Origin of the sequence: Rhodoplanes sp. P11, assembly GCF_964266735.1 — a bacterium.
Classification (GTDB): Bacteria; Pseudomonadota; Alphaproteobacteria; order Rhizobiales; family Xanthobacteraceae; genus Rhodoplanes; species Rhodoplanes serenus.
This window is the reverse complement of record NZ_CAXWGY010000021.1, coordinates 232,371-256,306: the sequence shown is the minus strand read 5'-3', so window position 1 is coordinate 256,306 and position 23,936 is coordinate 232,371. Positions and strand designations below refer to the sequence as shown.

At 71.4% G+C, this 23,936-nt stretch carries 22 protein-coding genes and 1 riboswitch; of the genes, 15 read left to right on the top strand and 7 right to left on the bottom strand.

Annotated elements, in window-relative coordinates:
- Positions 1-9: 9 nt before the first annotated feature.
- The 3 genes from ACFQUV_RS23995 to ACFQUV_RS23985 form a co-directional block, all read right to left on the bottom strand.
- Positions 10-894: a hypothetical protein gene (locus tag ACFQUV_RS23995; protein ID WP_129610804.1), complete on the bottom strand. Its 885-nt coding sequence runs from the start codon at positions 892-894 to the stop codon at positions 10-12.
- 391 nt (positions 895-1,285) lie between these two features.
- Entirely contained in the window at positions 1,286-2,797 is a 1,512-nt protein-coding gene (locus tag ACFQUV_RS23990; protein ID WP_378395884.1) for a polysaccharide deacetylase family protein, read from the bottom strand.
- A gap of 129 nt (positions 2,798-2,926) precedes the next feature.
- On the bottom strand, positions 2,927-3,772 hold the full coding sequence (locus ACFQUV_RS23985) for a polysaccharide deacetylase family protein (RefSeq protein WP_244601454.1): 846 nt from the start codon (positions 3,770-3,772) through the stop codon (positions 2,927-2,929).
- 219 nt (positions 3,773-3,991) lie between these two features.
- On the opposite strand from ACFQUV_RS23985, the gene mgtE reads away from it, so the two are divergent.
- The 9 genes from mgtE (at position 3,992) to ACFQUV_RS23940 (ending at position 14,040) form a co-directional block, all read left to right on the top strand.
- Entirely contained in the window at positions 3,992-5,401 is a 1,410-nt protein-coding gene (gene mgtE, locus ACFQUV_RS23980) for a magnesium transporter (protein WP_111384722.1), read from the top strand.
- A gap of 233 nt (positions 5,402-5,634) precedes the next feature.
- Positions 5,635-7,818, top strand: coding sequence for a bifunctional diguanylate cyclase/phosphodiesterase (locus tag ACFQUV_RS23975; RefSeq protein WP_165363771.1), 2,184 nt, complete (start codon positions 5,635-5,637; stop codon positions 7,816-7,818).
- Between the two features lie 134 nt (positions 7,819-7,952).
- Positions 7,953-9,137, top strand: a complete 1,185-nt coding sequence (locus ACFQUV_RS23970; RefSeq protein ID WP_371851664.1) for an acyl-CoA dehydrogenase family protein — start codon at positions 7,953-7,955, stop codon at positions 9,135-9,137.
- Positions 9,138-9,355: 218 nt separating this feature from the next.
- Entirely contained in the window at positions 9,356-10,177 is an 822-nt protein-coding gene (locus ACFQUV_RS23965; protein WP_129611613.1) for an aldo/keto reductase, read from the top strand.
- 40 nt (positions 10,178-10,217) lie between these two features.
- A complete protein-coding gene (locus ACFQUV_RS23960) occupies positions 10,218-11,036 on the top strand; it encodes an aldo/keto reductase (RefSeq protein ID WP_129611614.1) in 819 nt (272 codons plus the stop codon).
- A 43-nt stretch (positions 11,037-11,079) separates the two neighbouring features.
- The gene (queC, locus tag ACFQUV_RS23955) at positions 11,080-11,793 is read left to right on the top strand and encodes a 7-cyano-7-deazaguanine synthase QueC (RefSeq protein ID WP_129611615.1); all 714 of its coding nucleotides are present in this window, start codon (positions 11,080-11,082) and stop codon (positions 11,791-11,793) included.
- Positions 11,790-12,377 (top strand): VUT family protein, encoded by a 588-nt coding sequence (locus tag ACFQUV_RS23950; RefSeq protein ID WP_307719485.1) that lies wholly within the window; start codon positions 11,790-11,792, stop codon positions 12,375-12,377. The genes queC and ACFQUV_RS23950 overlap by 4 nt, the downstream gene beginning before the upstream one ends.
- 74 nt (positions 12,378-12,451) lie before the next feature.
- A complete protein-coding gene (locus ACFQUV_RS23945; protein WP_129611616.1) occupies positions 12,452-13,153 on the top strand; it encodes a ribonuclease activity regulator RraA in 702 nt (233 codons plus the stop codon).
- Between the two features lie 83 nt (positions 13,154-13,236).
- Positions 13,237-14,040, top strand: a complete 804-nt coding sequence (locus ACFQUV_RS23940) for a YdcF family protein (RefSeq protein ID WP_129611617.1) — start codon at positions 13,237-13,239, stop codon at positions 14,038-14,040.
- Here ACFQUV_RS23940 and ACFQUV_RS23935 read toward each other — a convergent pair.
- Positions 13,986-14,747: a DUF599 domain-containing protein gene (locus ACFQUV_RS23935; protein ID WP_129611618.1), complete on the bottom strand. Its 762-nt coding sequence runs from the start codon at positions 14,745-14,747 to the stop codon at positions 13,986-13,988. The genes ACFQUV_RS23940 and ACFQUV_RS23935 overlap by 55 nt on opposite strands.
- Positions 14,748-14,846: 99 nt before the next feature.
- Here ACFQUV_RS23935 and ACFQUV_RS23930 point away from each other — a divergent pair, with 99 nt between their 5' ends.
- The 3 genes from ACFQUV_RS23930 to ACFQUV_RS23920 all read left to right on the top strand — a co-directional run bounded on the left by ACFQUV_RS23930 (position 14,847) and on the right by ACFQUV_RS23920 (position 17,091).
- Complete coding sequence (locus ACFQUV_RS23930; RefSeq protein WP_111384706.1) at positions 14,847-15,245, top strand: rhodanese-like domain-containing protein; 399 nt, start codon at positions 14,847-14,849, stop codon at positions 15,243-15,245.
- 172 nt (positions 15,246-15,417) lie between these two features.
- The gene (locus ACFQUV_RS23925; RefSeq protein ID WP_129611619.1) at positions 15,418-16,356 is read left to right on the top strand and encodes an EamA family transporter; all 939 of its coding nucleotides are present in this window, start codon (positions 15,418-15,420) and stop codon (positions 16,354-16,356) included.
- 45 nt (positions 16,357-16,401) lie between these two features.
- On the top strand, positions 16,402-17,091 hold the full coding sequence (locus ACFQUV_RS23920) for a glutathione S-transferase family protein (protein WP_129611620.1): 690 nt from the start codon (positions 16,402-16,404) through the stop codon (positions 17,089-17,091).
- 27 nt (positions 17,092-17,118) lie between these two features.
- Here the strand turns inward: ACFQUV_RS23920 and ACFQUV_RS23915 are convergent, their stop codons facing one another.
- The 3 genes from ACFQUV_RS23915 to ACFQUV_RS23905 all read right to left on the bottom strand — a co-directional run bounded on the left by ACFQUV_RS23915 (position 17,119) and on the right by ACFQUV_RS23905 (position 19,401).
- Entirely contained in the window at positions 17,119-17,742 is a 624-nt protein-coding gene (locus tag ACFQUV_RS23915) for an Hpt domain-containing protein (protein ID WP_165364184.1), read from the bottom strand.
- Between the two features lie 13 nt (positions 17,743-17,755).
- Positions 17,756-18,304 carry a response regulator gene (locus tag ACFQUV_RS23910; RefSeq protein WP_111388277.1) on the bottom strand — a complete coding sequence of 183 codons (549 nt, stop codon included), beginning with the start codon at positions 18,302-18,304 and terminating at the stop codon, positions 17,756-17,758.
- Between the two features lie 314 nt (positions 18,305-18,618).
- The gene (locus tag ACFQUV_RS23905) at positions 18,619-19,401 is read right to left on the bottom strand and encodes an NAD kinase (RefSeq protein ID WP_111388276.1); all 783 of its coding nucleotides are present in this window, start codon (positions 19,399-19,401) and stop codon (positions 18,619-18,621) included.
- Between the two features lie 73 nt (positions 19,402-19,474).
- Here ACFQUV_RS23905 and cutA point away from each other — a divergent pair, with 73 nt between their 5' ends.
- From cutA to ACFQUV_RS23890, 3 genes are all read left to right on the top strand, one after another.
- A complete protein-coding gene (gene cutA, locus ACFQUV_RS23900) occupies positions 19,475-19,810 on the top strand; it encodes a divalent-cation tolerance protein CutA (protein ID WP_129611622.1) in 336 nt (111 codons plus the stop codon).
- 116 nt (positions 19,811-19,926) lie between these two features.
- Positions 19,927-20,132, top strand: a riboswitch (cobalamin riboswitch).
- 184 nt (positions 20,133-20,316) lie between these two features.
- A complete protein-coding gene (locus tag ACFQUV_RS23895; protein ID WP_165364185.1) occupies positions 20,317-22,413 on the top strand; it encodes a TonB-dependent receptor in 2,097 nt (698 codons plus the stop codon).
- 363 nt (positions 22,414-22,776) lie between these two features.
- Positions 22,777-23,922: a GNAT family N-acetyltransferase gene (locus ACFQUV_RS23890; RefSeq protein ID WP_129611624.1), complete on the top strand. Its 1,146-nt coding sequence runs from the start codon at positions 22,777-22,779 to the stop codon at positions 23,920-23,922.
- Positions 23,923-23,936: the final 14 nt, after the last annotated feature.

The window sequence follows — 23,936 nt, the reverse complement described above, 5'->3', positions numbered from 1 at the left end:
GGAGCGCGATCAGCCGCGCCGGCCGGCGTAGCGCCCCGCCGCGAAGCGTCCGGCTCGGTAACGCTCCGCCCCGTAACGGCCGGCCCCGTAACGCCCAGCATGGCGGTTCCCGTAGTGGATGCGGCCGAGCCCGTGGGCGTGGCGGGTGCGGCCGCCACCATGGGCGAAGCGCAGGCCCTGCTCGCGTCCGCCCCAGCTGATGTGGACATGACGCGCGCGGCCATAGTCGGTCGAGTAGCCGCCCGGCCAGCCGCTCAGCATCCGGTAGATGCAGCCCGGGTTGCCGCGCATGTCGACCGCCTGGCCGGAGGCGTGCAGCGACATCCGTCCGGTGCCGGCCACCCTTGTGTGGCGGACCGCGCTGATCACCCGGGCGCCGCAGGCGGCGGAGATCTCGGCGGCCTTGTGGGCGAGCGGCGCCACGAGACCACCGACCCGGGGCGCGGCCGGTGCGGCGCGCAGCGGCGCAGCCTGTACGGCCGGCGTCGTCCAGCCGCCCGCCATCTCCGGGCTGCCCGGGATTGCGGCCGGCGCGTAGGCGTAGCTGCGATGGGCGTAACTGCGGTGAGCATGGTTGCGCGAAAGACCGCTGCGGTGGGCATTGACGTGGCGGGCGGCGCGCAGTGCGGGCCGGGAGGCCCGCACCTGGCGGCTGCCGCGGACGGCCGTGTGGACCTGCCGCCGGTGGGCGCGCAGTCCGGCCCGCTCGGTCCGATAATGGCGTGCGGCCGCATGCCGGCGGGTCGTGGTCCGAACCGTGTGGCGTGTGCCGGCCGTCGTGGCGGCGTGGTGGCGGGAATACTCGGCCTTGCCGCCGTGGGGACGGGCCGTGGCGGACAGCGGCAAGACGAGCACGATGGCCGCGGCGAGCGCGGCGCTCAGCAATCGGATCATGGGGGTCCTCGGAGCTGGAGGCTCAGGTCGGGAAGGCGGGAGCGGGCGCGCGGTGCCACCCAGCGGGCGCCGGCCGAAGTGGGGGAGACGTGAGGAACGCAAGAACAGACAGGTTTGGCCTTGTCATGGTCTCCAGGATTCTCGCTGTTTCGTCGTCGAGCGATTGTTGTTCACGAGACGATCGCAAGTGAATGCGATCGCCGCGAGCGATATCGTCGAGGGCGGATGGTCGTTTAGGGGCGAGAATCCGGCAGCTATGCGCAGTCGCCGTCACGTAATGTTAAAAGTGTTGCTAAGTGGAAGATGAACGGCGTTGCGGGCCGCCGTGTCGCGCGCGCAAAAAAGAGGGCGCCGCGGCGCCCTCCGGATCACCGGCTTCGCGGAGCCATCGCTACGGCGTGCCGAGCCGCGGCAGGCTGGAGGTGGAGAACGGCCAGCGGCCGAGCAGCCCGGGGCGGGTGATGGCGCCGGTGTGGTCGATGCCGGACGGCGCCGTGACAGGGGGCGGCGGAGCCGGCGGGGTCAGCGCCACCGGGGCGCCGGCGGGGGCCGCACCAGTGGTGGCCGCACCTGTCACCGGGCGGGAGGCGGTCGGCGCGGCGTTCTTCAGCGCCGCGACGCGCGGGCCGGCGGAGCGCTCGGGCGGCGCGAACGTCGGCAGCGGCGGCAGCTCGGTGACCCGTCCGGCGGTGCCGAGCACCGGGCTCGCCGGGGCAAAATCGTTGTCGCGGCCGAAGCTGCCCATGGCGGGCGTGGGGAGCACCACCGGCATGTCGACGGCACGCCCCACCGTCTCTTCGGCCTGATGGCGCGGCCACGGCGACTCCGGCGGCAGCGGCACCGTGTTGGCGGGCGAGCGGTAGCTGCGCAGGCGCGATCGCGCCACCAGGGGGGCGGGGCCGAGCGCATCGATGACGCCGAGATTCTTGGGGTCGTAGGTCGGCAGGATGGGATCGGCCAGCAGCGTCTCGATGGTGACCCGCGGGGTCGGCCAGCCGGCCCCCCCACCAGCCCCGCTGCCGCGGCGGACCAGCCACTCCTCCGGCAAGGTGGCCGTCTTCGCCAGGGTGGCGCTCGCCGGCACGACGTGGACGATCTTGTAGCCGCGCGCCTTCAGCTCGTGCAGCAGGCCGGGCAGCGCCAGCACGGTGGCGGGCTGGATGTCGTGCAGCAGCAGCATGCCGCGGCCACGCGCCTCGATGCGCTGGAGCGCGCGGGCCATCACCTCGCTGGCCGGGATATGCTTCCAGTCGTCGGCCGGGAAGTCGGCGCTCCAGGTCATCAGCCCGCGCGAGGTCAGCAGCCGCTCCACCTCGTCGCGCCGCAGGAGCCCGGGGATGCGGAAGAACGGTGCCACCGCGGCGCGGTCGCCGAGCGCCGCCCCGACCGCCGCGATGCCGCCCTCGATCTCCTGCTCGGCCTGGGCGATCGGCATCTTGTGGAAGCTCAGCGGGTGGCTGAAGCTGTGGGTGCCGATGGTGTGGCCGGCATCCTGGATCTTGCGCACCACCTCGGGATAGGCGCGGGCCATGCGGCCGACCAGGAAGTAGGTCACCTTCACGCATTCGGAGGCGAGAATGTCGAGCGCCCGGTTGGTGTAGGGCGGCAGTGGCCCGTCGTCGAAGGTGATCACCACCTCCTTGGGGCCGAGCGGCAGCGTCTCGCGATACTGCATCATGCCGAGCCGGACGTGCTCGGAGGGATCGATCACCAGGGTGCGGCTGGTGCCGAGCGCGTTCGGATTGCCGGGACAGGCGGCCGTTGCGGCGCTCGCATTCGCTGCGCCGGCCCGCGCTGCCCCCGCGTCTCCTGCCACGGCGGCCGATCCCGTCATGGCGAGCGAGCCCGCCCAGGCGAGCGACCCCGCCAGCAACGACGCCACCAGCGCACGCGAGAGGCGCATGTCCAGCCCTTCCCCCGATCAGTCGGAATGCAGACGTTTCTTACCCGCAGCCACACGGGATTGGTAACCGGCCAAAGGGTAAAATATCGTGTACAGGTGATGAAATCGTGGCCGCGTGGTCTTCGTGCATCAGCGGCGGGCGGCCGCCGTGCGGGACCGCGGCGGCACCCCGTGGACGACCTGAAATCCTCGTGATTTCAAAGCTCTGAGAAAGGCCGGCAGCATCTGCACGGTTTGCAGCCGGGTATCGTGGAACAGCAGGATACCGCCGCGCGACGCCTCCAGCCGGGCCATCACCAGGTCGAGCTGGCGGCCCGGCGTCATGTCGTTCCAGTCGCTCGCCCACAGGTCCGCCCCGAACACCGCGATGCCGCGCTGCTCCAGCCGCGCCAGCAGCGCCGGGGTGGCGGCGAAGCCGGGGAACCGGAAGAACGGCACCACGGGCCGCGCTCCGGCGGTGCCGTACAGGATGGTGTCCACCGCCGCAAAGCCGTGATCGATCTCGCGCTCGGCAGCGGCCGGGGTCATGCGGTCGAGCAGCGGGTGGGCGTAGGTATGGTGCGCCACCGTGTGGCCCTCGGCGACGATACGGCGGAGCAGGGCGGGGTGCGCCTGCGCCTGGCGGCCGACGACGAAGAAGGTGGCCCGCACGCATTCGCGCGCCAGCGCATCGAGCACCCGGTCGGTGCGGCCGGCCAGCGGGCCGTCGTCGAAGGTGAGCAGCACCTCCATGTCGGCGAGCGGCAGCGTCGTCGGGAAGTGCTTGCGGCCGAGCCGCGGCGTCTCGGCCGGGTCGATGGTGATGACGCGGGCGGTGCCGAGCGCGTCCGCCTGGCCGCCCGGGCAGGCCGACCCGGTCGCTGCCGCCGGCCCGGCCACGAGCGGCGTCCCGACGAGGAGGGCCGACAGGAGAACCGTCGACGGGAGAACCATCGTGAGGCGGCGAACCGTCGTGAAGCGGCGAATCATCCACATGTCGTCATGCTCGTCCTCACCGACACGGCGCGGCGTCCGGCTCTCTCGACGGCGACATGATCGCACATCCGCCACCGAGCGGTCCCGCTGTGGGGTCCCGTCGCGTCCTTGCTCCGTCATAATGTCGTCGTCCTCGCTGCGCCACCTCTGGACGGCGCGCCGAAAAACCGGACCATCGGTCGGTGCGGCGCCACCGCGCGGCCGATCGCGAGATCCATGATGCTGAACCATGCCGACTCCGCGGCCGACGCCGCGACCGCCGATCCGCTGCGCGACGACGACGGCGCCATCCGCGAGACATTCGTCGAGCAGGTCGGCGCCGCGATCGAATCGGCCGATGCCGACGCGCTGCGGTCGCTCGTCGGAGACTTGCACGAGGCCGATGTCGGCGACCTCATCGAGGCGCTGGACCCGGAGCTACGGCCTCGCCTGATTCGCCTGATGGGGGCCGACTTCGATTTCACCGCGCTGGTCGAGGTCGACGATACCGTGCGCGAGGAGATCCTCGACGAGCTGCCGCCGCAGGCGGTGGCGGACGGCGTTCGCGAGCTCGATTCCGACGATGCCGTCTACATTCTGGAGGATCTGCCGGCCGACGAGCAGGCCGAGATCCTGGAGCAGCTTCCCTCGCTGGATCGCGTCGCGCTCACCCGCAGCCTCCAGTACCCGGAGGACTCGGCCGGGCGCCGGATGCAGTCCGAGTACGTGGCGGTGCCGCCGTCCTGGACGGTCGGCCACACCATCGACTATCTGCGCGAGAACGAGGAGCTGCCCGAGCGCTTCTTCGAGATCTACGTGGTCGATGCCGACTACCGCTTCCTCGGCGCGGTGGCGCTCGACGTGCTCCTGCGCACCCGCCGGCCGACCCGCGTCGCCGAGCTGATGGATGCCGGACGCCGCCGGGTGCGGGCGACCGCCGATCAGGAGGAGGTGGCGCGGCTGTTCGAGCGCTACAACCTGATCGCGCTGCCGGTCGTCGACGATCAGGACCGCCTCGCCGGCGTCGTCACGGTCGACGACGTCGTCGACGTGATCGAGGAGGAGGCCGAGAAGGACATCAAGGCGCTGGGCGGCGTCGCCGGCGACGAGGAGCTGTCGGACTCGGTGTGGACCATCGCCCGCGGCCGCTTCAATTGGCTGCTGGTCAATCTCGCCACCGCGTTTCTGGCCTCGGCGGTGCTCGGCCTGTTCGAGGGCGAGCTTCAGAAGATGGTGGCGCTCGCGGTGCTGGCCCCGATCGTCGCCAGCCAGGGCGGCAATGCGGCGACTCAGACCATGACGGTGGCGGTGCGGGCGCTCGCCACCCGCGAGCTACACGACGGCAACATGGCGCGCATCGTCTTGCGCGAGCTGCTGGTCGGCCTCCTCAACGGCGCCGCCTTCGCGGTGATCACCGGGGTGGCGGCGGCGGCCTGGTTCCGCGCGCCGGATCTCGGACTGGTGATCGGGCTCGCCATGGTGTGCAACCTGGTGGCAGCAGCGCTCGGAGGTATACTCGTTCCGCTGGTGGTCGATCGCTTCAGGCTCGATCCCGCCGTGTCGTCGGGTGTCTTCGTCACCACCATCACGGACGTGGTCGGGTTCTTCTCGTTTCTCGGGATTGCAACGATCTGGTTCGGCCTGCATTGACCGAGAGAGCGGTAACAGCCGCCGGAGAGTGCGTCGTGCGTGCGTACGGCCTTGTATGCTGACCAACTCTTAACTCTGATCCTGCTACAACGGCCCATCGTGCACCGGAAGGTGGTTTCATGGACCCCGCTGTGGACAGCGGACGGGAGTCGGCGGACCGATCGGACCAGACCGTCTCTCACCCAGGCCCAAGCCCGGGACAGACATCGACCTGGAGACTCGCCACGCGACCCGTGTCGCGGTCGCTCCTGGCGCTCGCCGGTGCTCTCGCGTGCGGGCTCGTCTGCGTCGCCGCCGTCGTCTTTCTGGTCGCTCACCCCGACAAGGACGTGGCGGTGGAGCGGATGCGTGCCGCGATCGGTCGGGCGTTCGTCGAGTATCGCTCCGTTCTCGGCAACGCGGCGCTCAGCCGTGCCCAGGCGATCGCCGTGCAGGGCTCCGACGTGCTGTCGCTCGACGTCGACACCTACCTGGCGCCGACCGGCCTGCCGCGCTTCCACCACCGTGCCGCCTACCTGATCCGCCCCGATGGATCGCTGGCCGCCTCCTATCCGGCGGCGGAACGGCAGATCCCGGCGGCCGTCGCGGGCTTCGTCTCCAGCGTGCGGGCCGATGGGGCGCCCGGCCGCGGGACGACGCGCTCGGAAGCGGCGCTGCTCGACCGCGCCGTCCAGGTGCAGACCGACGTGGTGCCGCTGGAGCGCGAGCCCGCCGTGGTGGCGGTCGCTCAGGTGGCGGGCACCGCGAAGCGGCCTGCCGCCGGTGCGGCGTCGGGGCTCACTCTGGTGCTGGTGCGGCCGATCGATCCGCCCTTGCTCAAGGCCCTGGGCGACATGGCCGGGGTCCGCAATCTCCGCTTCGACGTGGAGTCGGAGAGCGGCGACGGGCCGGTCCATACCCAGACCGATTCGCGCGGCCGCATCGTCGGTTGGTTCGGCTGGGAGCTGCCGGCCAACGAGGGAGTTCCGCCCTGGCTGTGGCTGCTCCCGTCCGTCGGGGGAGCCGCCTTCCTGGGCTTCGCGGCCCTGTCCTTCGTCCAGATCCGCCGCGCTGCCAGCGGGCTGGAGCAGATCGAGTGCGAGCTGCGTCGGATCGCCCAGGAGGACCCGCTCACCGGCATGCCGAATCGGCGCAAGATCATCGCGGTGCTCGGCCTCGCGCTGAAGGAGCGACGCCCCGACGAGATCCTGGTGTTCGCCTGCATCGATCTCGACGCCTTCAAGGAGGTCAACGAGGTGCTCGGGCACGACATCGGCGACCGGGTGATCGCCGAGGTGTCGGAGCGCCTGCGCGCCGCGTTGCCCGACAGCGCCTCCATCGGCCGGATCGACGGCGACGAGTTCGCCGCCGTCACCACCGTACGGTCGTCCGGAGACGCGCTCGACATCGCCCATGGCTGCGCTCTCGGCCTAGCGGCGCCGTTCCATGTCCGTGGCCAGGTCGTGCACGTCACCGCCAGCATCGGCTTGGCGCTGGCACCGCGCGACGGGACGAGCGCCCACGAGCTGATCCGCCGCGCCGACCTCGCCGCCCGGGCCGCCAAGAAGGCGGGGCGCGGCCATGTCCTCGCCTTCCACCACGGGCTGGAGGACGAGATCAATGAGCGGCGCTTCATCGAGCAGGAGCTTCGCCTGGCGCTGGCCCGCGGCGCCCTCACGGTCGCCTACCAGCCGATCGTCGCCGGCGACGGTCTGCGCATGGTCGGCGCCGAGGCGCTGGTGCGCTGGCATCATCACGCCCGGGGCAACATCCCGCCGGGCGTGTTCGTGGCGGTGGCGGAGCAGGCCGGGCTGATGATCGAGCTGGGCGAGTTCGTGCTGCGGCGGGCGCTGGCCGACGCGCGCGACTGGCCGGACCTGTTCATCGCCATCAATCTGTCGCCGATCCAGGTGCGCGACCGCGGCCTCGTCCGCGCCGTCGCCTCGGCGCTCGCCGACAGCGGCATCGAGCCGTCGCGGGTCGTCCTCGAGATCACCGAAGGCGTCCTCATCGACAATCCCGAGGAGGCCAAGCTGCGGCTCAAGGAGCTGCGCGCGCTCGGCGTCAAGATCGCCCTCGACGATTTCGGCTCCGGCTATTCGAGCCTGAGCTATCTGCGCCGGCTGCCGATCGACAAGCTGAAGATCGACAAGGAATTCGTGTCGCCGCTCGGGCGCTCCGCCAATGGCGGCGTCATCTTGCAGGCCATCGTGGCGCTCGGCCGCGCGCTCGGGCTCAGCGTGCTCGCCGAGGGTGTCGAGACCGAGGAGCAGCGCCTCCTGCTGCGTCTCGCCGGTTGTGACGAGATGCAGGGCTTCCTGTTCGCCCGGCCGATGCCGGCGTCGTCGTTCCTGGACAGCATCCGGCGCGGTGCCGCCCGCCCGACCGACGTGGTCACCCATGCGGCCGACGAGGTCGCCTCCGCGCTGGAGCCGTGACGCGCCGTCCGTGCCGTCCGCGTCGATCCGCGCCCATCGCCCCGCCTGACAAACCCGTCGCCTGCGCGTTACACTTCGGGCGCGCCGGAGCATCGCGGTACCCGTGACCCGTGCGTTCCCGCAACGACCACGGAATGGCGACCCCAATGACCGCGACGGCCTGGTCCGGATTCGACTTTGCGCTCGGCGACGACATCGATGCGTTGCGCGACCTGGTGCGACGCTTCGCCGACGCGCGGATCGCCCCGCGCGCCGCGGCGATCGACCGAGAGAATCAGTTTCCCCGCGACCTGTGGCCGGCACTCGGCAGCCTCGGCCTGCTCGGCATCACGGTCGAGGAGGAGCATGGCGGCGCCGGCCTGGGCTATCTCGCCCACTGCGTCGCCATGGAGGAGATCTCGCGCGCCTCGGCGGCCGTCGGCCTGTCCTACGGGGCGCACTCGAACCTCTGCGTGAACCAGATCCGCCGGCATGGCACCGAGGCCCAGAAGCGTCGTTTCCTGCCCGGCCTGATCGACGGCAGCGCGGTCGGGGCGCTCGCCATGTCGGAGGCCGGGGCGGGCTCCGACGTCGTCTCGATGCGCACCCGGGCGACGCGGCGCGGCGACCGCTTCGTCCTCGACGGCCGCAAGATGTGGATCACCAATGGCCCGGTGGCCGATGTCCTCGTCGTCTACGCCAAGACCGACACCACGGCGGGGCCGCGCGGCATCACTGCCTTCGTGATCGAGCGCGGCATGCCGGGCTTCTCCGCCTCGCCCAAGCTCGACAAGCTCGGCATGCGCGGCTCCGACACCGGCGAGCTGGTGTTCGAGGACTGCGAGGTGCCCGAGGACAACGTGCTCGGGCCCATCGGCGGCGGCGTCGGGGTGCTGATGTCGGGGCTCGACTACGAACGCGCCGTGCTGGCCGCCGGGCCGCTCGGCATCATGCAGGCATGCCTCGACGTGGTGGTGCCCTACGTGCACCAGCGCGAGCAGTTCGGCCAGCCGATCGGCACCTTCCAGCTCGTCCAGGCCAAGCTGGCCGACATGTATGTCGGGCTCAACGCGGCGCGCGCCTATGTGTACGCGGTGGCGCGCGCCTGCGACGCGGGGCGGTTGCGCCGCGAGGATGCGGCCGGCGCCATCCTGTTCGCGGCCGAGCGGGCGACCGCCGCGGCGCTCGAAGCGGTGCAGTGCCTGGGCGGCACCGGCTACGTCAACGACATGCCGGCGGGGCGGCTGCTGCGCGACGCCAAGCTGTACGAGATCGGGGCCGGCACCTCGGAGATCCGTCGCATCCTGATCGGGCGCGAGCTGTTCGGGGCGACCGGCTGACCGCGGCCCGCCCGGGCGTCGTCTCCGTGCGGTTCGCCGGGTCGCCCCCCTTGGCCGCCCCCCCCCTCGCGTCCCGTGTAAGTTCTTGCGTCCCGGCGGCGATCCGCTCACCCTCTGGCGGACCGGCCACCGGCGGCCGGCACCGCTGCCGGCGCTCATCCCGGGCCTCGTCCAGGGATTAGCCGCGGCGGACGATCGGACCGGCGGGGGCGACGGACATGCAGGTGGTCGAGGCCAACGGTGCGCGCATCCCGGCTCTCGGGCTCGGCACCATGACGCTGAAGGGCGACGCTTGCGTCGGCCTGGTCGAGGCCGCCCTGCGGCTCGGCTATCGCCATCTCGACACCGCCCAGATGTATGGCAACGAGGCCGAGGTGGGGCAGGGGCTCCGCGCCGCCGGGGTGCGACGCGAGGAGGTTTTCGTCACTACCAAGATCTGGCACACCCATCTCGCCCCGGCCGACGTGGAGCGCTCCTTCGAGGAGAGCCTGGCCCGGCTCGGCCTGTCCTCCGTGGATCTGCTGCTGATCCACTGGCCGAATCCGGCGGTGCCGCTCGCCGACACCGTGGCGGCGCTGTGCCGGACCGCCGCCGACGGACGCGCCCGCCATATCGGGGTCGCCAACTTCACCATCGCGCTGGTCGAGGAGGCGGTGCGGCTCGCCACCGTGCCGCTGGTCACCAATCAGATCGAGGTTCATCCGTTCATCGATCAGCGCCGGCTGATCGAGACCTGCCTCCGGCACGGCCTGTCGGTCACCGCCTATTGTCCGCTGGCGCGCGGCGCCGTGCCGGCCGACGACACGCTGCGGCGGATCGGCGCCGCGCATGGCCGCAGCGCCTCGCAGGTGGCGCTGCGCTGGCTGGTGCAGCAGGGCCTGGTGGCGATCCCGCGCACCGCCAACCGCGACAGGCTGGCCGAGAACCTCGCGGTGTTCGATTTCGTCCTGAGCGAGACCGAGATGGCCGAGATCGCCGCCCTGCGCCGGCCGGGCGGCCGGGTGGTGAGCCCGCCGCACGCGCCCCGCTGGGACGTCTGAGAGTTAGATCGGCAGCCGCGGAGCCGGGGAGAGAGACCGCATGGAGTTCGTCACCGCCAACGGCGCCACCCTCCCGATGATCGGGCTCGGCACCTGGGAGCTGAAGGGACGAAGCTGCGCCCGCACCGTCGAGCAGGCGCTGCGGGCCGGCTACAAGCTGATCGACACCGCCGAGATCTACGACAACGAGCGCGACGTCGGCGACGGCGTCCGTGCCTCGGGGCTGCGCCGGGCCGAGGTGTTCGTCACCACCAAGGTGTGGACCGAGCATCTGGCGCCGCGCGAGCTGGAGCGCGCCACCAAGGCGAGCCTCGCCCGGCTGCGCCTGTCCGAGGTCGACCTGTTGCTGATCCACTGGCCGAACCCACGCATCCCGCTCGCCGAGACCATCGGGGCGCTGTGCAAGATGAAGCGGGCCGGCTTCGCCCGGCATATCGGCGTGTCGAACTTCACGGTGGCGCTGCTCGACGAGGCGATGAAGCACACGACCGAGCTCCTGGCCGTGAACCAGATCGAGTGGCATCCGCATCTCGACCAGACCAAGGTGGTGGCCGCCTGCCGGCGGCACGGCATGGCGGTCGTCGCCTACAGCCCGATGGGGCGCGGCGCCGTGCTGTCGGAGCCGGTGATCCGCGAAATCGCCGTCGCCCACGGCAAGTCGCCTGCCCAGATCAGCCTGCGCTACATCATCCAGGAGGGCGGGGTGGTGGTGCCGCGCACGGCCCGGCTCGACCGCCTGACCGAGAACCTCGCGGTCTTCGACTTCGTGCTCGACGAGGCCGAGATGGTCGCCATCCGGGGGCTGGCGCGGCCGAACGGCCGCATCGTCGACTGGAGCGGCGCGCCCGCCTGGGATTGACGGCTGGGATTGACGGATCGCCTCGGCCGGGCGAGGTGGGGGGATGACCGAGACGACGGACGGGGCCGCCCTGGTGCTGTTCTCGGGCGGGCAGGACTCGACCGTCTGCCTCGCCTGGGCGCTGGCGCGCTTTCCACGTGTGGAGACGGTCGGCTTCTCGTACGGCCAGCGCCACGCCGTCGAACTCGACGTGCGGCCGGTGGTGCGGGCCAAGATGGCGGCGCTCGATCCGGCCTGGGCGACACGGCTCGGCGACGACCACATGGTGCCGCTCGACGGGCTGGGGGCGATCGCCGACACGGCGCTGACCCGCGAGACGGCGATCGAGATCGCCGCCGACGGCCTGCCGACCACCTTCGTGCCCGGTCGCAACCTGGTGTTCCTCGCCTTCGCGGGGGCGCTCGCCTCCCGGCGCGGCGCCCGCCACCTCGTCGCCGGCATGTGCGAGACCGACTATTCGGGCTATCCGGATTGCCGCGACGACACCATCAAGGCCATGCAGGTCGCCCTCAATCTCGGCATGGCCCGGCGCTTCGTGCTGCACACGCCCCTGATGTGGATCGACAAGGCCGCGACCTTCGCGCTGGCCGCGGAGATCGGGGGGGATCCGCTCGTGGAGCTGCTTCTCGAAGACACCCACACCTGCTATCTGGGCGACCGCTCGCAGCGCCACCCCTGGGGCTATGGCTGCGGCACCTGTCCGGCCTGCCGGTTGCGGGCCGATGGTTACTCGCGCTGGATGTCCGCTTCTCGATGATGCACGCCCCCGATGCCCGCCGCCTGGCCGAAGGACTGGTGTTCCTGGTCCTGTTTGCGCTCACCATTCCGGCCGCCAACTGGCTGATCCAGCATGCCGGCACCGCCTGCGTGCCGCGCGGCCCCTGCTTGGTCCCGGTGCTGCCGGCCCTGCCCGGGTGGTCCGGCCTGTCCGCCCCGTCCGGCGTGCTGATGGTCGGGGTGGCGCTGGTGCTGCGCGACCTGGTGCAGCGCCGGCTCGGCGTGCTGGTCGCCGCCGCCGCCGTGCTGGTCGGGGCGCTGATCTCGGCCTTCCTGGCACCGCCCGCCCTGGTCATCGCCTCGGCGGCCGCCTTCCTGGTCTCCGAGATGGCCGATCTCGCCGTCTACACGCCGCTGGCTCGCCGTCGCATGGTGACCGCCGTGGTGGCCTCCGGCCTGGTCGGCCTGGTGGTCGATTCGCTGCTCTTCCTCTGGCTCGCCTTCGGGTCGCTCGACTTCCTGGCTGGCCAGGTGGTCGGCAAGGCTTGGATGGTGCTGCTCTCGATCCCCTTCATGGTCTGGCTGCGCCGGCGCGACGAGCGGCTGGGCTTGGCGCCTGCGTAGATGTCTCGGCGCAGTCCGGGGACGCGGGCGGCGCCCGCGCCGCGGATCGACTCCAACCTCGCGAGGAACGCTCCATGTCCGCGGCGCTCTACGATCTCCTCAGGAAGGTGACGACCGCCACCGTCACCACCATGCTGCTCAAGAAGGGCATCCGGCGCTGCTGGATGAGCGGCCCGAAGCCGCTGGTGCCCGGCGCCGAGCGGCTGGTCGGCCCGGCCTTCACGCTGCGCTTCGTGCCGGCCCGCGAGGACCTGGCGACGCCCGAGAGCTGGTCGAAGCCGATCTCCACCCGCGGCGCCATCGAGGCGATGCCCGAGGGCTGCATGGTGGTTGCCGACGCCATGGGCATCACCTCGGCCGGCATCTTCGGCGACATCCTGTGCGCCCGCATGAAGAAGCGGAACGTCACCGCGCTGATCACCGACGGGGTGATGCGCGACCGCACCGGCGTGCTCGCCAGCGGCCTGTCGGTGTGGTGCGCCGGCGTCGCGGCGCCGGCCTCGGTCAACGGCTTGACCTTCGTCAACTGGCAGGAGCCGATCGGCTGCGGCGGCGTCGCCGTGTTCCCGGACGACGTCATCGTGGCGGACGAGGACGGCGCCGTGGTGATCCCGAAGGATCTGGTCGAGTACGTCGCCCACGAGGGCGCCGAGCACGAGCTGTACGAAAGCTGGGTGTTCACCGAGGTGGAGCGCGGCGTGCCGCTGCCCGGCCTCTATCCGCCGAACGACGAGGCCAAGGCCCGCTACGCCGGGTGGCGGTCGAAGCGCGGCTGATGCCGCGCGGGAGAAAACTCCGGGCCAGCCGGCGGCAACCGGCGCCGGCTTGACGGCGGCCGGCCGGCGGGCTTCACCGGGGCATGTTCTTCCCGGTCTCGAAGCTGCTCGGCTTCTTCGCCCTGCCGTCCAATCTCCTGGTCGTCCTGGGGCTCCTCGGCATCGTGCTGCTCGCCACCCGCTGGCGGCGCGCGGGCCTGCGGCTCGTCGTCGCCAGTGTCGTGCTGGTCGCGCTGCTCGGCTGGTCGCCCCTCGGCAACGCCCTGCTCGTTCCGCTGGAGGACCGTTTCCCGCCGATCCCCGACGATGGGCGGCCGGTGGCCGGGATCGTCGTTCTGGGTGGTGCCGTCACCCCCGACGTCGCCGAGGCGCGCGGCATCGTGGTGCTGAACGAGGCGGCCGAGCGGCTGACCGCCGCCGCCACGCTCGCCCGCCGCCATCCGTCCGCCCGCCTCGTCCATTCGGGCGGCGATCCCGGCTTTCTCCTGCCCGACGGCAACGAGTCGGCGGTGGCGCTGCGTCTCCTGGCCGAGCTCGGCGTGCCGGCGGCGCAGCTCGTCGCCGAGGATCGCTCGCGCAACACCGTCGAGAACGCCGTCTATTCGAAGACGCTCACCGATCCGAAGCCCGGCGAACGCTGGCTGTTGGTCACCTCGGCCTATCACATGCCGCGCGCCATCGGCGTGTTCCGGCGGGCCGGCTTCCCGGTCGAGGCGTATCCGGTCGACGTCCGCACGCGCGGCCGCGTCGACCTCTGGCGGCCGTTCCCGACCATCGGCGACGGCCTGCGCCGCACCGACACCGCGATGCGCGAATGGGTCGGCCTCCTGGTCTACCGGCTCACCGGGAGATCGTCGGCGCTGTTCCCGGGGCCGGAGGGAGGCTGATCAGGCGCGGCTGTGTCCTCGGGCGGCTCGTCGCGCACGGCGCGCAGCGACTCGGAGGCGAACTGCCGGTGCCAGACGACGAGGACGACCGCCACCGTGGCGCCGATCAGCACCCACGGGCCGACGAACCAGCCCAGATAGGCAAGGGCAAAGAACAGCGCCCGCTGGCCGCGGTTGAAATGGCGCCCGGCGGATTGGAACAGCCGGGTGGTGCGGGCGACGTGCCGCCGCGCCGCCTCGGTGTCGCGCTCGGCCGGTGGCGGCGTCGCGCCCAGCATGATGGCGACGTAGTTGAACAGCCGGTACGACCACGCGAACTTGTAGAACGTGTAGACGAAGATGACGACGAGACCGATCGCCTTCGCCTCCCACAGCTCGCGGGCGGTGGGCAGCGCCACGGGCAGCGACGACAGCACCGACACCACCTCGGCGGTGGAGCGCAGGAGCGACAGCGCGCCGCCGACCGCGATCAGCGACGTCGAGGCGAAGAAGGCGGCGCCGTTCTGGAGCGCCGCCATGATCTGGGCGTCGACGATGCGCACCTCCCGGCTCAGCATCCGCCGCATCCATTCGGCCCGCACATCGTCCATTCGGGCGTTGAGGTTGAGGCGGCCGATCCGCGTCCATTCCATGGCGATCGCATAGGAGGCCCAGGCGAGCCCGAACACCGTGATGGCCGCGAGGTCGAGCGGGTCGAACAACGGCATTGCCAAATCCTCCTGGCCGACCCGACTATCGGGGCGTCGTCACAGGTCCGCATCCGCCGCCCGCCGCCGGGCGGGCCGGCTGCGGGAAGAGGGACCGTCATGCCGCAGACCATCACGGTGCGCGCCGCCGATCTGGTAGCCGAGGCCGAACGCGAGATCGAGACCCTGACGCCCGCGCAGGCGATCGCGCTCGTCGGCCGCGACGACACCGTCCTCGTCGACATCCGCGACATCCGCGAGCTCGATCGCGACGGCCGCGTGCCCGGCGCCTTCCACTGCCCGCGCGGCATGCTGGAGTTCTGGATCGATCCGGCGAGTCCCTACCACAAGCCGGTGTTCGCCCAGGACAAGAAGTTCGTGTTCTTCTGCGCCGCCGGCGCCCGCTCGGCGCTCGCCACCTTCACGGCCAAGCGCATGGGGCTCGCCCCCGTGGCGCATATCGGTGGCGGCTTCGGCGCCTGGAAGAAGGCGGGCGGCCCGGTCGAGCCCCGCGGCTGAAGGACGAGCGGCCGGACGACAGCCGGCCGTCACACGACCACCCGGGACCGCAGGGCAGCCCTTCCGGTTGCGGCCGTCGTGCCGTCGGACCCGCCGGCGTAGAAGCGCCGGACGCCGCGCCGACCTCGATCCCCGGGACCGGCTGTCGCGGCGGCGAGGGGGCCGGGAGCGTATGCGACCGCACGACATGGCGCTGGCGGTGCTCGCCAACGTGATTTGGGGCCTGACCTACGTGGCCTATCCGTTCGCGCTGGAGAGCTTCACGGCCTCCCAGATGGCGGTGCTGCGCTTCCTGCTGGCCTCGCTTCCGGTCCTGTTCGTGCCGCGCCCGAAGCTGCCGTGGCGGTCGATCCTGGCGATCGGGGCGACGCTGTTCACCGGCCAGTTCCTGCTGCTGTTCCTGGCGCTCGCCGCCGGCCTGCCGCCCGGGCTGGCCTCGGTGACGACCCAGATGCATGCCTTCTTCGCGGTGCTGATCGCCGCCGTGGTGCTGCGCGAGCGGCCGACACCGCGGCAGGCGGTGGGGCTGCTCGTCGCCTTCGCGGGGCTGATGCTGATCGCGCTGACGGTCGGTGCCGATCTGCCGCCGCTGGCGCTCGGCCTCGCCATGCTGGCGGCGATGAGTTGGGCGATCGGCTCGATCCTGCTGCGGCAGACGCCCGCCGGTGTCGCCATGGTGCCGCTGATGATCTGGTGCAGCCTGGTGCCGCCGATCCCCGCCTGGCTGGTGTCGCTCGCCCTCGATCCCGACCCGTCGCTGATCGCCGCGGTGGCGCGCAGCTCGGCCGCGAGCCTCGTCGCCGTCGTGTTCCTCGCCACGCTCGCCACCACGGTCGCCTTCGCGATCTGGGGCCGGCTGATGCAGCGCTATCCGAGCGCCGCGGTGGCGCCGTTCGCGCTGCTGTCGCCGTGCACCGGCGTCGTCGCCGTGGCGCTGGTGTTCGGCGAGCGGTTCGGGCCGCTGCGCGGCGCCGGTATGGTCCTGATCCTGCTCGGCCTGGTCGTCGTGGTGGTGCCGTGGCCGGCCGTCGCGGCGCGTCTTCGTGCCGGTGCCGGGGCGGTGCCGCTACGGCGTCGTCCGGGTTGCGGTCCGCCGTCTTCCCGGGGCTGAATGGGGCGGCGGACGCGCCCTGCGTCGCCGCGCCGGAGGAGCCCGATGGGACTGCATCTCGTAATCGGCAACAAGAACTACTCGTCGTGGTCGTTCCGCCCGTGGATCGCCATGACGGTGGCCGGTATCCCGTTCGAGGAGACCGTGGTGTCGCTCGACGATCCGGACTTCAAGGCGCGGGTGGGCCAGCATTCCGGCACCGGCAAGGTGCCGGTGCTGATCGACGGCGAGGTGCGCATCTGGGAGTCGCTCGCCATTCTCGAATACGTCGCCGAGACCCATCCGGAGGCCGAGCTGTGGCCGGCCGGCCGGGCCGAGCGCGCCCACGCCCGCGCGGTCGCCACCGAGATGCATGCGGGCTTTGCGGCGCTGCGCCGGGCGCTGCCGATGAACATGGCGCGGCCGCCGGCGGCGCGCCCGCTCGGCGACGAGGTGCGGCGTGACATCGTTCGCATCGAGGCGATCTGGCGCACCTGCCGGGCGCGCTTCGGCGAGGCGGCCGGCGGGCCGTTCCTGTTCGGCCGCTTCGGCGCCGCCGACGCGATGTATGCGCCGGTGGTGTCGCGCTTCCACACCTATGCGGTCGAGGTCGGTCCGGAGGCGCGCCGCTACATGGATGCCATGATGGCGCTGCCGGCCTGGCAGGCATGGACCGCGGCGGCGCTGCGCGAGCCCTGGGTGCTGCCGCACGACGAGCCGGACTGGCCCGAGGTGCCGCGTCTCGCGGCGACGTGACGGGCGAGCGGATCGAGCGCGGTCGGCTCAGCGCGGGTCCGACCGCGGCACCGTCGGCGGGCTGACGATGCTGTCGTCGTCGCCGAGGCCGCCGGGCTCGTCGCGCAGGACCGCGTCGGTGGCCTCGCGCAGCCGGGTGGTCAGCTCGGCCGCCAGCGCGGCGGCGCCGATCGAGTCGCGCTCGCGCACGATCGCCCGCACGGCGTCGACATGCTGGTCGACCAGCACCAGCGGGATGCGGCGGGCGTCGGCGGTGCGCTCGATCAGCCGGCACAGGCTGGCCGCCGCCGCGGCGGCGTCCGGGAACCCGAAGGTCGCGGCCTGTCCCTTGATGTCGTGGGCGGCGTGATGGAGCGCCTGGCGGGTCTCGGCGTCGAAGCCGCGCGCCTGCACGGCGCGGCGGGCGGCGTCGAGGCGCTCGCACTCGCTGTCCATCCAGCCGGCGAACTCGCCCGAGAGGGCCGCGAGGGCGCGTTCGGCCGCGGCGACCGGGTCGTTGCCAGGGGGATCGTGGTCGTCGGCGCCGGTTCTGTGCCAGGCGTCGCGCAGCGGGTCGGGCGGCACGATCACTTCGTGATCGCGGAAGCGCGTGACCTTGGGCAAGGCGCGCTTGCCGGGCTTGCGCGGACCGTCTTTCCGGCCGGACGTCATCGTCGGCCTCCGCTCACTCGGTGATCTTGACGCGCTCGAACAGCGCCTGCTGCGGAATGATCTCCGCCTTGGCGGTGCCCTTGCGGCGCTCGACCCCGACATAGTTCGGGTTGACCAGACGGCGTCGGTCGGGACCGAAGAACGTCTTGGTCTTGATGAAGGGCCGCGGATTCACCACCACGGTCAGGATGCGCTGATAGAGCGCGTTGGCCGAGATCGGCTTGACCAGGAACTCGGTGACGCCGCAGTCGCGCGCCGCCATCACGCGCTTCTTCTCCGAGTGGCCGGTCAGCATGATGATCGGCACGAACGGATTGGCGTTGGCGCCCGGCTGCCGGATCATCTGGGTCAATTCGAGCCCGTCGAAGATCGGCATCGCCCAGTCGGTGATGACGATGTCGGGAATGTTGTGCGTGAAGGCTTCGAGCCCGGCGGCGCCGTCCTCGGCTTCGTACACCTCGCGCGACCCGAAGCCGTGCAGCAGCGTGCGCAGGATGCGGCGCATGTGCGCGTTGTCGTCGACGAGAAGAAACCGCAGCCGGTTGAAATCGATGCGGATCATGACAGGGGACGCACGCCGAACAGGGACCGGACCATGCCGGATACTGGCCGGGGAAGCTTTAAGGAAGGGTTGAGGTTAACCCTGTGGCCGGACGGGGCCGCGGCTCATGCGAGATCCGGCTGATCCATTCGGGTGTCATTGCGGAAGCCGTGAAGCGGCGATCCGGAATCCAGCCGAGAGTCCAGAGTTTGCCGTGGGATGACGTGTGTCGCTGGTTTCCGGGTTCGCGACGGAGCCTGCGCCCGGACGACGCGAAGCGCCGATCCGGGTGCCGCGCCCCGGAACGACGGCCGACTGATCACCCGAAAACAAGATCAGTGGGTGAACTGCTCGCGCAGAATCCGCTCGTCGAGACTGTGGCCGGGGTCGAACAGCATCAGCAGGTCGATGGCGTGATCCATGCGGACATCGACGTGCTGGACGAAGCGCACCTCGTCGTGATCGGCGACCGCCGCCACCGGCCGCTTGTCGGCCTCCAGCACCTCGATGGTGACCACCGCGGTGTCGGGCAAGAGCGCGCCGCGCCAGCGCCGCGGCCGGAACGGGCTGATCGGTGTCAGCGCCAGCAGGGGCGAGCCGATCGGGATGATCGGGCCGCCGACCGACAGGTTGTAGGCGGTGGAGCCCGCCGGGGTCGCCACCATGATGCCGTCCGCGGTCAGCTCGCGCAGGCGCTGCTTGCCGTCGACCAGCACGTTCAGGCGCGCCGCCTGCCAGGCCTGGCGGAACAGCGACACCTCGTTGATGGCGCGGTGCTCGTGCCCCTGGCCGTCGGCGTCGACGGTGCGCATCACCAGCGGGTGGATGATGGTCGCCTCGGCGGCGTGCAGCCGCTCCTTCAGCCCGTCCTCCCGATAGTCGTTCATCAGGAACCCGATGGTGCCGCGATGCATGCCGTAGATCGGCTTGCCGGAGCCCATCAGGACGTGCAGGGTCTTTAGCATCAGGCCGTCGCCGCCGAGGGCGACGATCACGTCGGCGTCGGCGGGCTCGACATTGCCGTAGCGGCGGGTGAGCGTCTCCAGCGCCGCCTCGGCCTCCCGGGTCGGGCTGGCCACGAAGGCGATCCGCTCGATGTCGGCGGGCAGGCGGCTCATTCGGCGCCTCGTGCGGCGACTCGTGAATCGGTTCGTGCCGTGTCGGCGCCGCTGCCGACGACAAGGAGTGGCGATGGAACGCGCGGTCTTCGTCTATACGACCTTCCCGGGGCTTGTCGAGGCGGAGGAGGCGGGGCGGCTCCTCGTCGAGCGCCGCCTCGCCGCGTGCGTCAACATTTTCCCCGGGATGGTGTCGGTCTATCGCTGGGAGGGGGCGATCGAGCGGGCCGAGGAGGTCGTGATGATCGTCAAGACCCGCGCCTCGCTCGCCGAGGATGTGCGGGCCGCCGTCAAGGAGCGGCATCCCTACACGACGCCGGCCATTCTGGTGCTGCCGATCGAGAGCGTCGACCAGAGCTATCTGGGCTGGCTGCTCGCCGAGACCACGGCGGACCCCACAGACGACTGACCCGCTCGCGACCGACCCGCTCACCATTACCCGCGGGGTGTGGGCGGCGTGCAACACCTCGCGAGCTAATGCGATCGGGTCGGGTCCTGCACGATTGACCTGCGGGGGTGTGCGCCCGAAAGTGTGCGCGTGTCGGTTCTCCGCGGGCGACCGCGGGGACGAGAGAGGGAACACGGAACACGGCCGCAAAGCCGTGAAGCCGTGGCTGGACCCGCAACTGTGAGCGGCGAGCCGCATCCGAGACGGCCACTGGGAAACCGGGAAGGCCGGATGCGGCGGAGACCCGCGAGCCAGGAGACCTGCCGACACCGTCACCCAACCGATGGGCGGGAAGCCCCATACGGAGCGGTCTTCGCAGCGGTGACATCGTGACCGGCGCGGGGACTCGATGACGTTCTTGTGTGACCTTCGACGTACCGACGGACGGCGCCGCCGCCCGATCGGTCCTTCGCGCCGGCTCATGCCCGACCATCCGCATGATCCGCATCCCGCGAAGGAACCTCGGCATGTCCTGCCTCGCTAGATTCGACCGCCGCGCCGCATCGGCGGCCGCCCTCTCGCTCCTGCTCGCCACCACGGCCCACGCCCAGACGGCCGACACGGCGCTGCCCGATCTCTACGTCACCGCCACCCGCCTCGATGCCGGCATCACCGGCGCCTCCACCACGGTGATCACCGCCGAGGAGATCGCCCGCTCGCCCGAGCAGACCGTGCCGGGCATCCTGTCGCGCCAGACCGGCGTGCAGGTCTCGAACATGTACGGGGGCGCCAACGGGGCGCGCTCGACCGTCGACATCCGCGGTTTCGGCGCCACCGGCATTTCCAACACGCTGGTGCTGATCAACGGCCGCCGTGTCGACGTGCCGGATCTCCAGGGCGTCGACTGGGGTTCGATCCCGCTCAACAGCATCGAGCGCATCGAGGTGACGCGCGGCAGCTCGGGCGGCGTGCTGTATGGCGACGGCGCGGTCGGCGGCGTCATCAACATCGTGACCAAGTCCGGCGCCAAGGCGCCGCCCAGCCTGCGGGTCGAGGGCGCCTACGGCTCGTTCAACCAGAGCGAGGGCCGTGTCTCGGCGACGATGACGCGGGATGCGCACGCCCTCGCGCTGTTCGGCAACGGTGTCCAGGCGGACGGCTACCGCGACAACAGCAAGTACCGCCAGTACAACGGCGTCGCCGATTATCGCTACACGAAGGACTGGGGCGAGATCTATTTCAACACCGCGGTGAGCGACCAGCAGCTCGGCCTGCCGGGGGACCGCAGTGTCGATCCGGCGCGCGGCATCAACGAGCTGATCACCGACCGCCGCGGTGCCAGCACGCCCTACGACTTCGCCAAGCAGCAGCAGGTCACCGCCACCGGCGGCTTCCTCTACGCGCTGCGGCCCGGCACCGAGCTGATCGTCGACGGCGGGGTGCGCCGGCGCGCCCAGCAGTACGGCTTCTTCGGCTATTGCTTCGACTTCATCACCGGCGAGGTCGACAAGGGCTGCCCGGTGCCGCAGAGCTACACCGAGACGACGCTGACCACCGTCTCGTTCACGCCGCGCCTGAAGGCCGAGCTCGACCTGTTCGGCATGCCGTGGCGCTCGATGAGCGGCTTCGACTTCTACGACTCGTCCTACGAGTCGCCGCGGAGCTGGTACAACGGCAGTCCGGCCTACCGCCAATACGATCTCGCCCAGACGACGCTCGCCGGCTATGCGATGAACACCGTGACGGTGCGGCCCGGCACCGAGGTGTCGGTCGGCGGGCGCGTCCAGCGCACCTCGGTGCGGGCGAGCGACGCGATCGATCCGTCGGCGCCGTGCTCGCCCTATGGGTGCTTCATCACCCAGGCGCGGCCCTATGACGACGCCTCCTACAACACCGCCTGGCACATCGGCCTGGAGCAGCGGCTCGGCGACATGATCACGCTGTTCGGACGCGCGGCGCAGAGCTTCCGCGTGCCCAATGTGGACGAGCGCATCGCGGTGCGGCCGGGCACCGCCGACTTCGATCTGCGGACCCAGACGTCGCGTGACATCGAGGCGGGCGTGCGGGCGCATGTCGGCATCTTCGACATGCAGTGGAGCCTGTACGACATGTATCTCGACAACGAGATCCATTACCGGCCCGACCTGTTCGCCAACGTCAATCTCGATCCGACCCGGCGCTACGGCAGCGAGGCGATGATGTCGGCGCGCGTCACCGACACGATTCTCCTCAAGGGCGGCGTCGCCTACACCCGCTCGGTGTTCCGCGAAGGGCCGTTCGCCGGCAACGACGTGCCGCTGGTGGCGCGCAACACGGCGAGTGCCGGCGTGGTGTGGAACATCCTCGACGAGCGCCTGGTGTTCACCGGCGACGTCCGCTTCGTCGGTTCGCGGCGGATGGACAACGACCAGGCCAACCGGCAGCCGCTGGTTCCGGCCGTGACGCTGGTGGATGTCCGGCTCGGCGGCCGCTTCGACCGTTATTTCTGGTCGGTCGCGGTGCAGAACCTGTTCGATCAGGAGTATTTCGACTACGCGGTGGCGTCCACCGCGGCACTCGGTCGCTACAACGCCTATCCGCTGGCGGGGCGCACCTTCATGGTGCGGGCGGGCGCGACGTTCTGAGCGGTCTTGTGACGGCGGGCGCGGGCGAAAGCCCGCGCTCCCGCGGCGCGTCGGGGCAGGCCCGGCGTGTCGGTCGACGTGTCGACGTGATCAGTTCGATCGCGCGCCGGCGATGCGTGGTGTTTCATATTACCGCCGTATGCCGCGCCGCGCTGCTCGGCTCGCGGAGCTGAGGACGCGCGACATTTGCGTCCATTGACGCGAGCGCGCCGCTTGGTTTTCGATCTCACGTCGTCGTCGCCGACCCTCGAACCTGCCTGCCCGACGGGACCATCGTGGAGATCGTCCGCCGACCGGGGCGGGCGTCGGCCCGCGAACGTGTCGCGACCGGCCCCAAGGCGCCGACGACCGGACGGAGGGGTGATGCCTGCGACGCCGATGTCCGCGAAGCCGATGCCGGACGACGAGCCGAGCCCGTGGCGGCTGATGAGCGACGAGGAGGCGCGGCTGTCGTGGAACACCGAGCTCGGCCGCCTCGCCGACGCCTCGCCGTTCCAGAGCTACGAGTGGGGGCGCTATCACCGCAGTCTCGGCTGGGAGCCGCTGCACTACGTGGCGCCGGCAGCGGACGGCGGCGCCGTGCGGGCCCTGGCCCTGGTGCTGATGCGGCGCGCGCCCGGCCGTCTCGGCTTCGGCTGGTGCGCCGGCGGACCCCTCGGCGACATCGCGGCATGGCGGGCGCTGCCGGCGGCCGTGCGGGAGACGCAGGGGCTGCACGGCCTCTATGTGCGGGTCCGCTGCGAGCGGCCGCGCCACCCGCATGATGCGCTGCTGCTGCGCCATGGCGGCTGGCGGCCGCCGGCGCACCCGCTGGGCTCCGGCCTCAGCATGGCGCTCGACCTGACCCAGGACCCCGAAGCCTTGCACGACGCCATGCATCGCAACTGGCGGCGCGGCCTGCGCCATGCCCGCGGCGAGCTGCTACGCATCGAGCGGACGAGCCATCCCGACGTCGACGAGATCCGCGACGTGTTCGCCGAGATGGAGGGGCGCAAGAGGCTGCCGGAGCTGTTCTCGCGCGATCGTCTCGCGCATCTCTTCGACTCGGCCGCCGCCCGGCTCGTCTTCCTGCAATGCCGCGATCGCGACGGCCGGCTGGTGGCGGTGCGGGGCGCCCTGACGCTCGGCGATCGCGCCTGCGACTACGTGGCGGCGACCAGCCAGGAGGGCCGGCGCCAGCGCGCCTCCTATCTGGTGCTGTGGGAGCTCTTGGCGCAGTGCCGGGCCGCCGGCGTCGCGCATTACGATCTCGGCGGCATCGACCCGTGGCTCAATCCCGGCGTCTACGAGTTCAAGAAGCAGAGCGGCGCCCGCGAGATCGAGTTCCTCGGCGAATGGCAGTGGGCGACCGCACCGTGGCTCGCCTGGGCCGGCGACACGCTGGTGCGCCGCCGCGGGAGCGTGCGGGCCACCATGGCGGCCTGGCGCGACCGGCTGCGGCGCAAGGCCGCCGCGCCGGGACCGGCAGGGCTGCCCGAAGAGGCCGGCGCGGCGCTGCCCAACCGCTGATCGCGGCGATCGTG

Coding starts and splice junctions, on each gene's coding strand:
- ACFQUV_RS23915 (WP_165364184.1), bottom strand. CDS start 17,742: ATGACGTCCGGCCGGAAAGACGGTCCGCGCAAGCCCGGCAAGCGCGCC.
- cutA (WP_129611622.1), top strand. CDS start 19,475: ATGGAACGCGCGGTCTTCGTCTATACGACCTTCCCGGGGCTTGTCGAG.
- queC (WP_129611615.1), top strand. CDS start 11,080: ATGACCGAGACGACGGACGGGGCCGCCCTGGTGCTGTTCTCGGGCGGG.
- ACFQUV_RS23985 (WP_244601454.1), bottom strand. CDS start 3,772: ATGTGGATGATTCGCCGCTTCACGACGGTTCGCCGCCTCACGATGGTT.
- ACFQUV_RS23905 (WP_111388276.1), bottom strand. CDS start 19,401: ATGAGCCGCCTGCCCGCCGACATCGAGCGGATCGCCTTCGTGGCCAGC.
- ACFQUV_RS23890 (WP_129611624.1), top strand. CDS start 22,777: ATGCCTGCGACGCCGATGTCCGCGAAGCCGATGCCGGACGACGAGCCG.
- ACFQUV_RS23950 (WP_307719485.1), top strand. CDS start 11,790: ATGATGCACGCCCCCGATGCCCGCCGCCTGGCCGAAGGACTGGTGTTC.
- ACFQUV_RS23935 (WP_129611618.1), bottom strand. CDS start 14,747: ATGCCGTTGTTCGACCCGCTCGACCTCGCGGCCATCACGGTGTTCGGG.
- ACFQUV_RS23970 (WP_371851664.1), top strand. CDS start 7,953: ATGGCGACCCCAATGACCGCGACGGCCTGGTCCGGATTCGACTTTGCG.
- ACFQUV_RS23945 (WP_129611616.1), top strand. CDS start 12,452: ATGTCCGCGGCGCTCTACGATCTCCTCAGGAAGGTGACGACCGCCACC.
- ACFQUV_RS23965 (WP_129611613.1), top strand. CDS start 9,356: ATGCAGGTGGTCGAGGCCAACGGTGCGCGCATCCCGGCTCTCGGGCTC.
- ACFQUV_RS23925 (WP_129611619.1), top strand. CDS start 15,418: ATGCGACCGCACGACATGGCGCTGGCGGTGCTCGCCAACGTGATTTGG.
- ACFQUV_RS23940 (WP_129611617.1), top strand. CDS start 13,237: ATGTTCTTCCCGGTCTCGAAGCTGCTCGGCTTCTTCGCCCTGCCGTCC.
- ACFQUV_RS23995 (WP_129610804.1), bottom strand. CDS start 894: ATGATCCGATTGCTGAGCGCCGCGCTCGCCGCGGCCATCGTGCTCGTC.
- ACFQUV_RS23895 (WP_165364185.1), top strand. CDS start 20,317: ATGTCCTGCCTCGCTAGATTCGACCGCCGCGCCGCATCGGCGGCCGCC.
- ACFQUV_RS23960 (WP_129611614.1), top strand. CDS start 10,218: ATGGAGTTCGTCACCGCCAACGGCGCCACCCTCCCGATGATCGGGCTC.
- ACFQUV_RS23920 (WP_129611620.1), top strand. CDS start 16,402: ATGGGACTGCATCTCGTAATCGGCAACAAGAACTACTCGTCGTGGTCG.
- ACFQUV_RS23910 (WP_111388277.1), bottom strand. CDS start 18,304: ATGATCCGCATCGATTTCAACCGGCTGCGGTTTCTTCTCGTCGACGAC.
- ACFQUV_RS23990 (WP_378395884.1), bottom strand. CDS start 2,797: ATGCGCCTCTCGCGTGCGCTGGTGGCGTCGTTGCTGGCGGGGTCGCTC.
- ACFQUV_RS23930 (WP_111384706.1), top strand. CDS start 14,847: ATGCCGCAGACCATCACGGTGCGCGCCGCCGATCTGGTAGCCGAGGCC.
- mgtE (WP_111384722.1), top strand. CDS start 3,992: ATGCTGAACCATGCCGACTCCGCGGCCGACGCCGCGACCGCCGATCCG.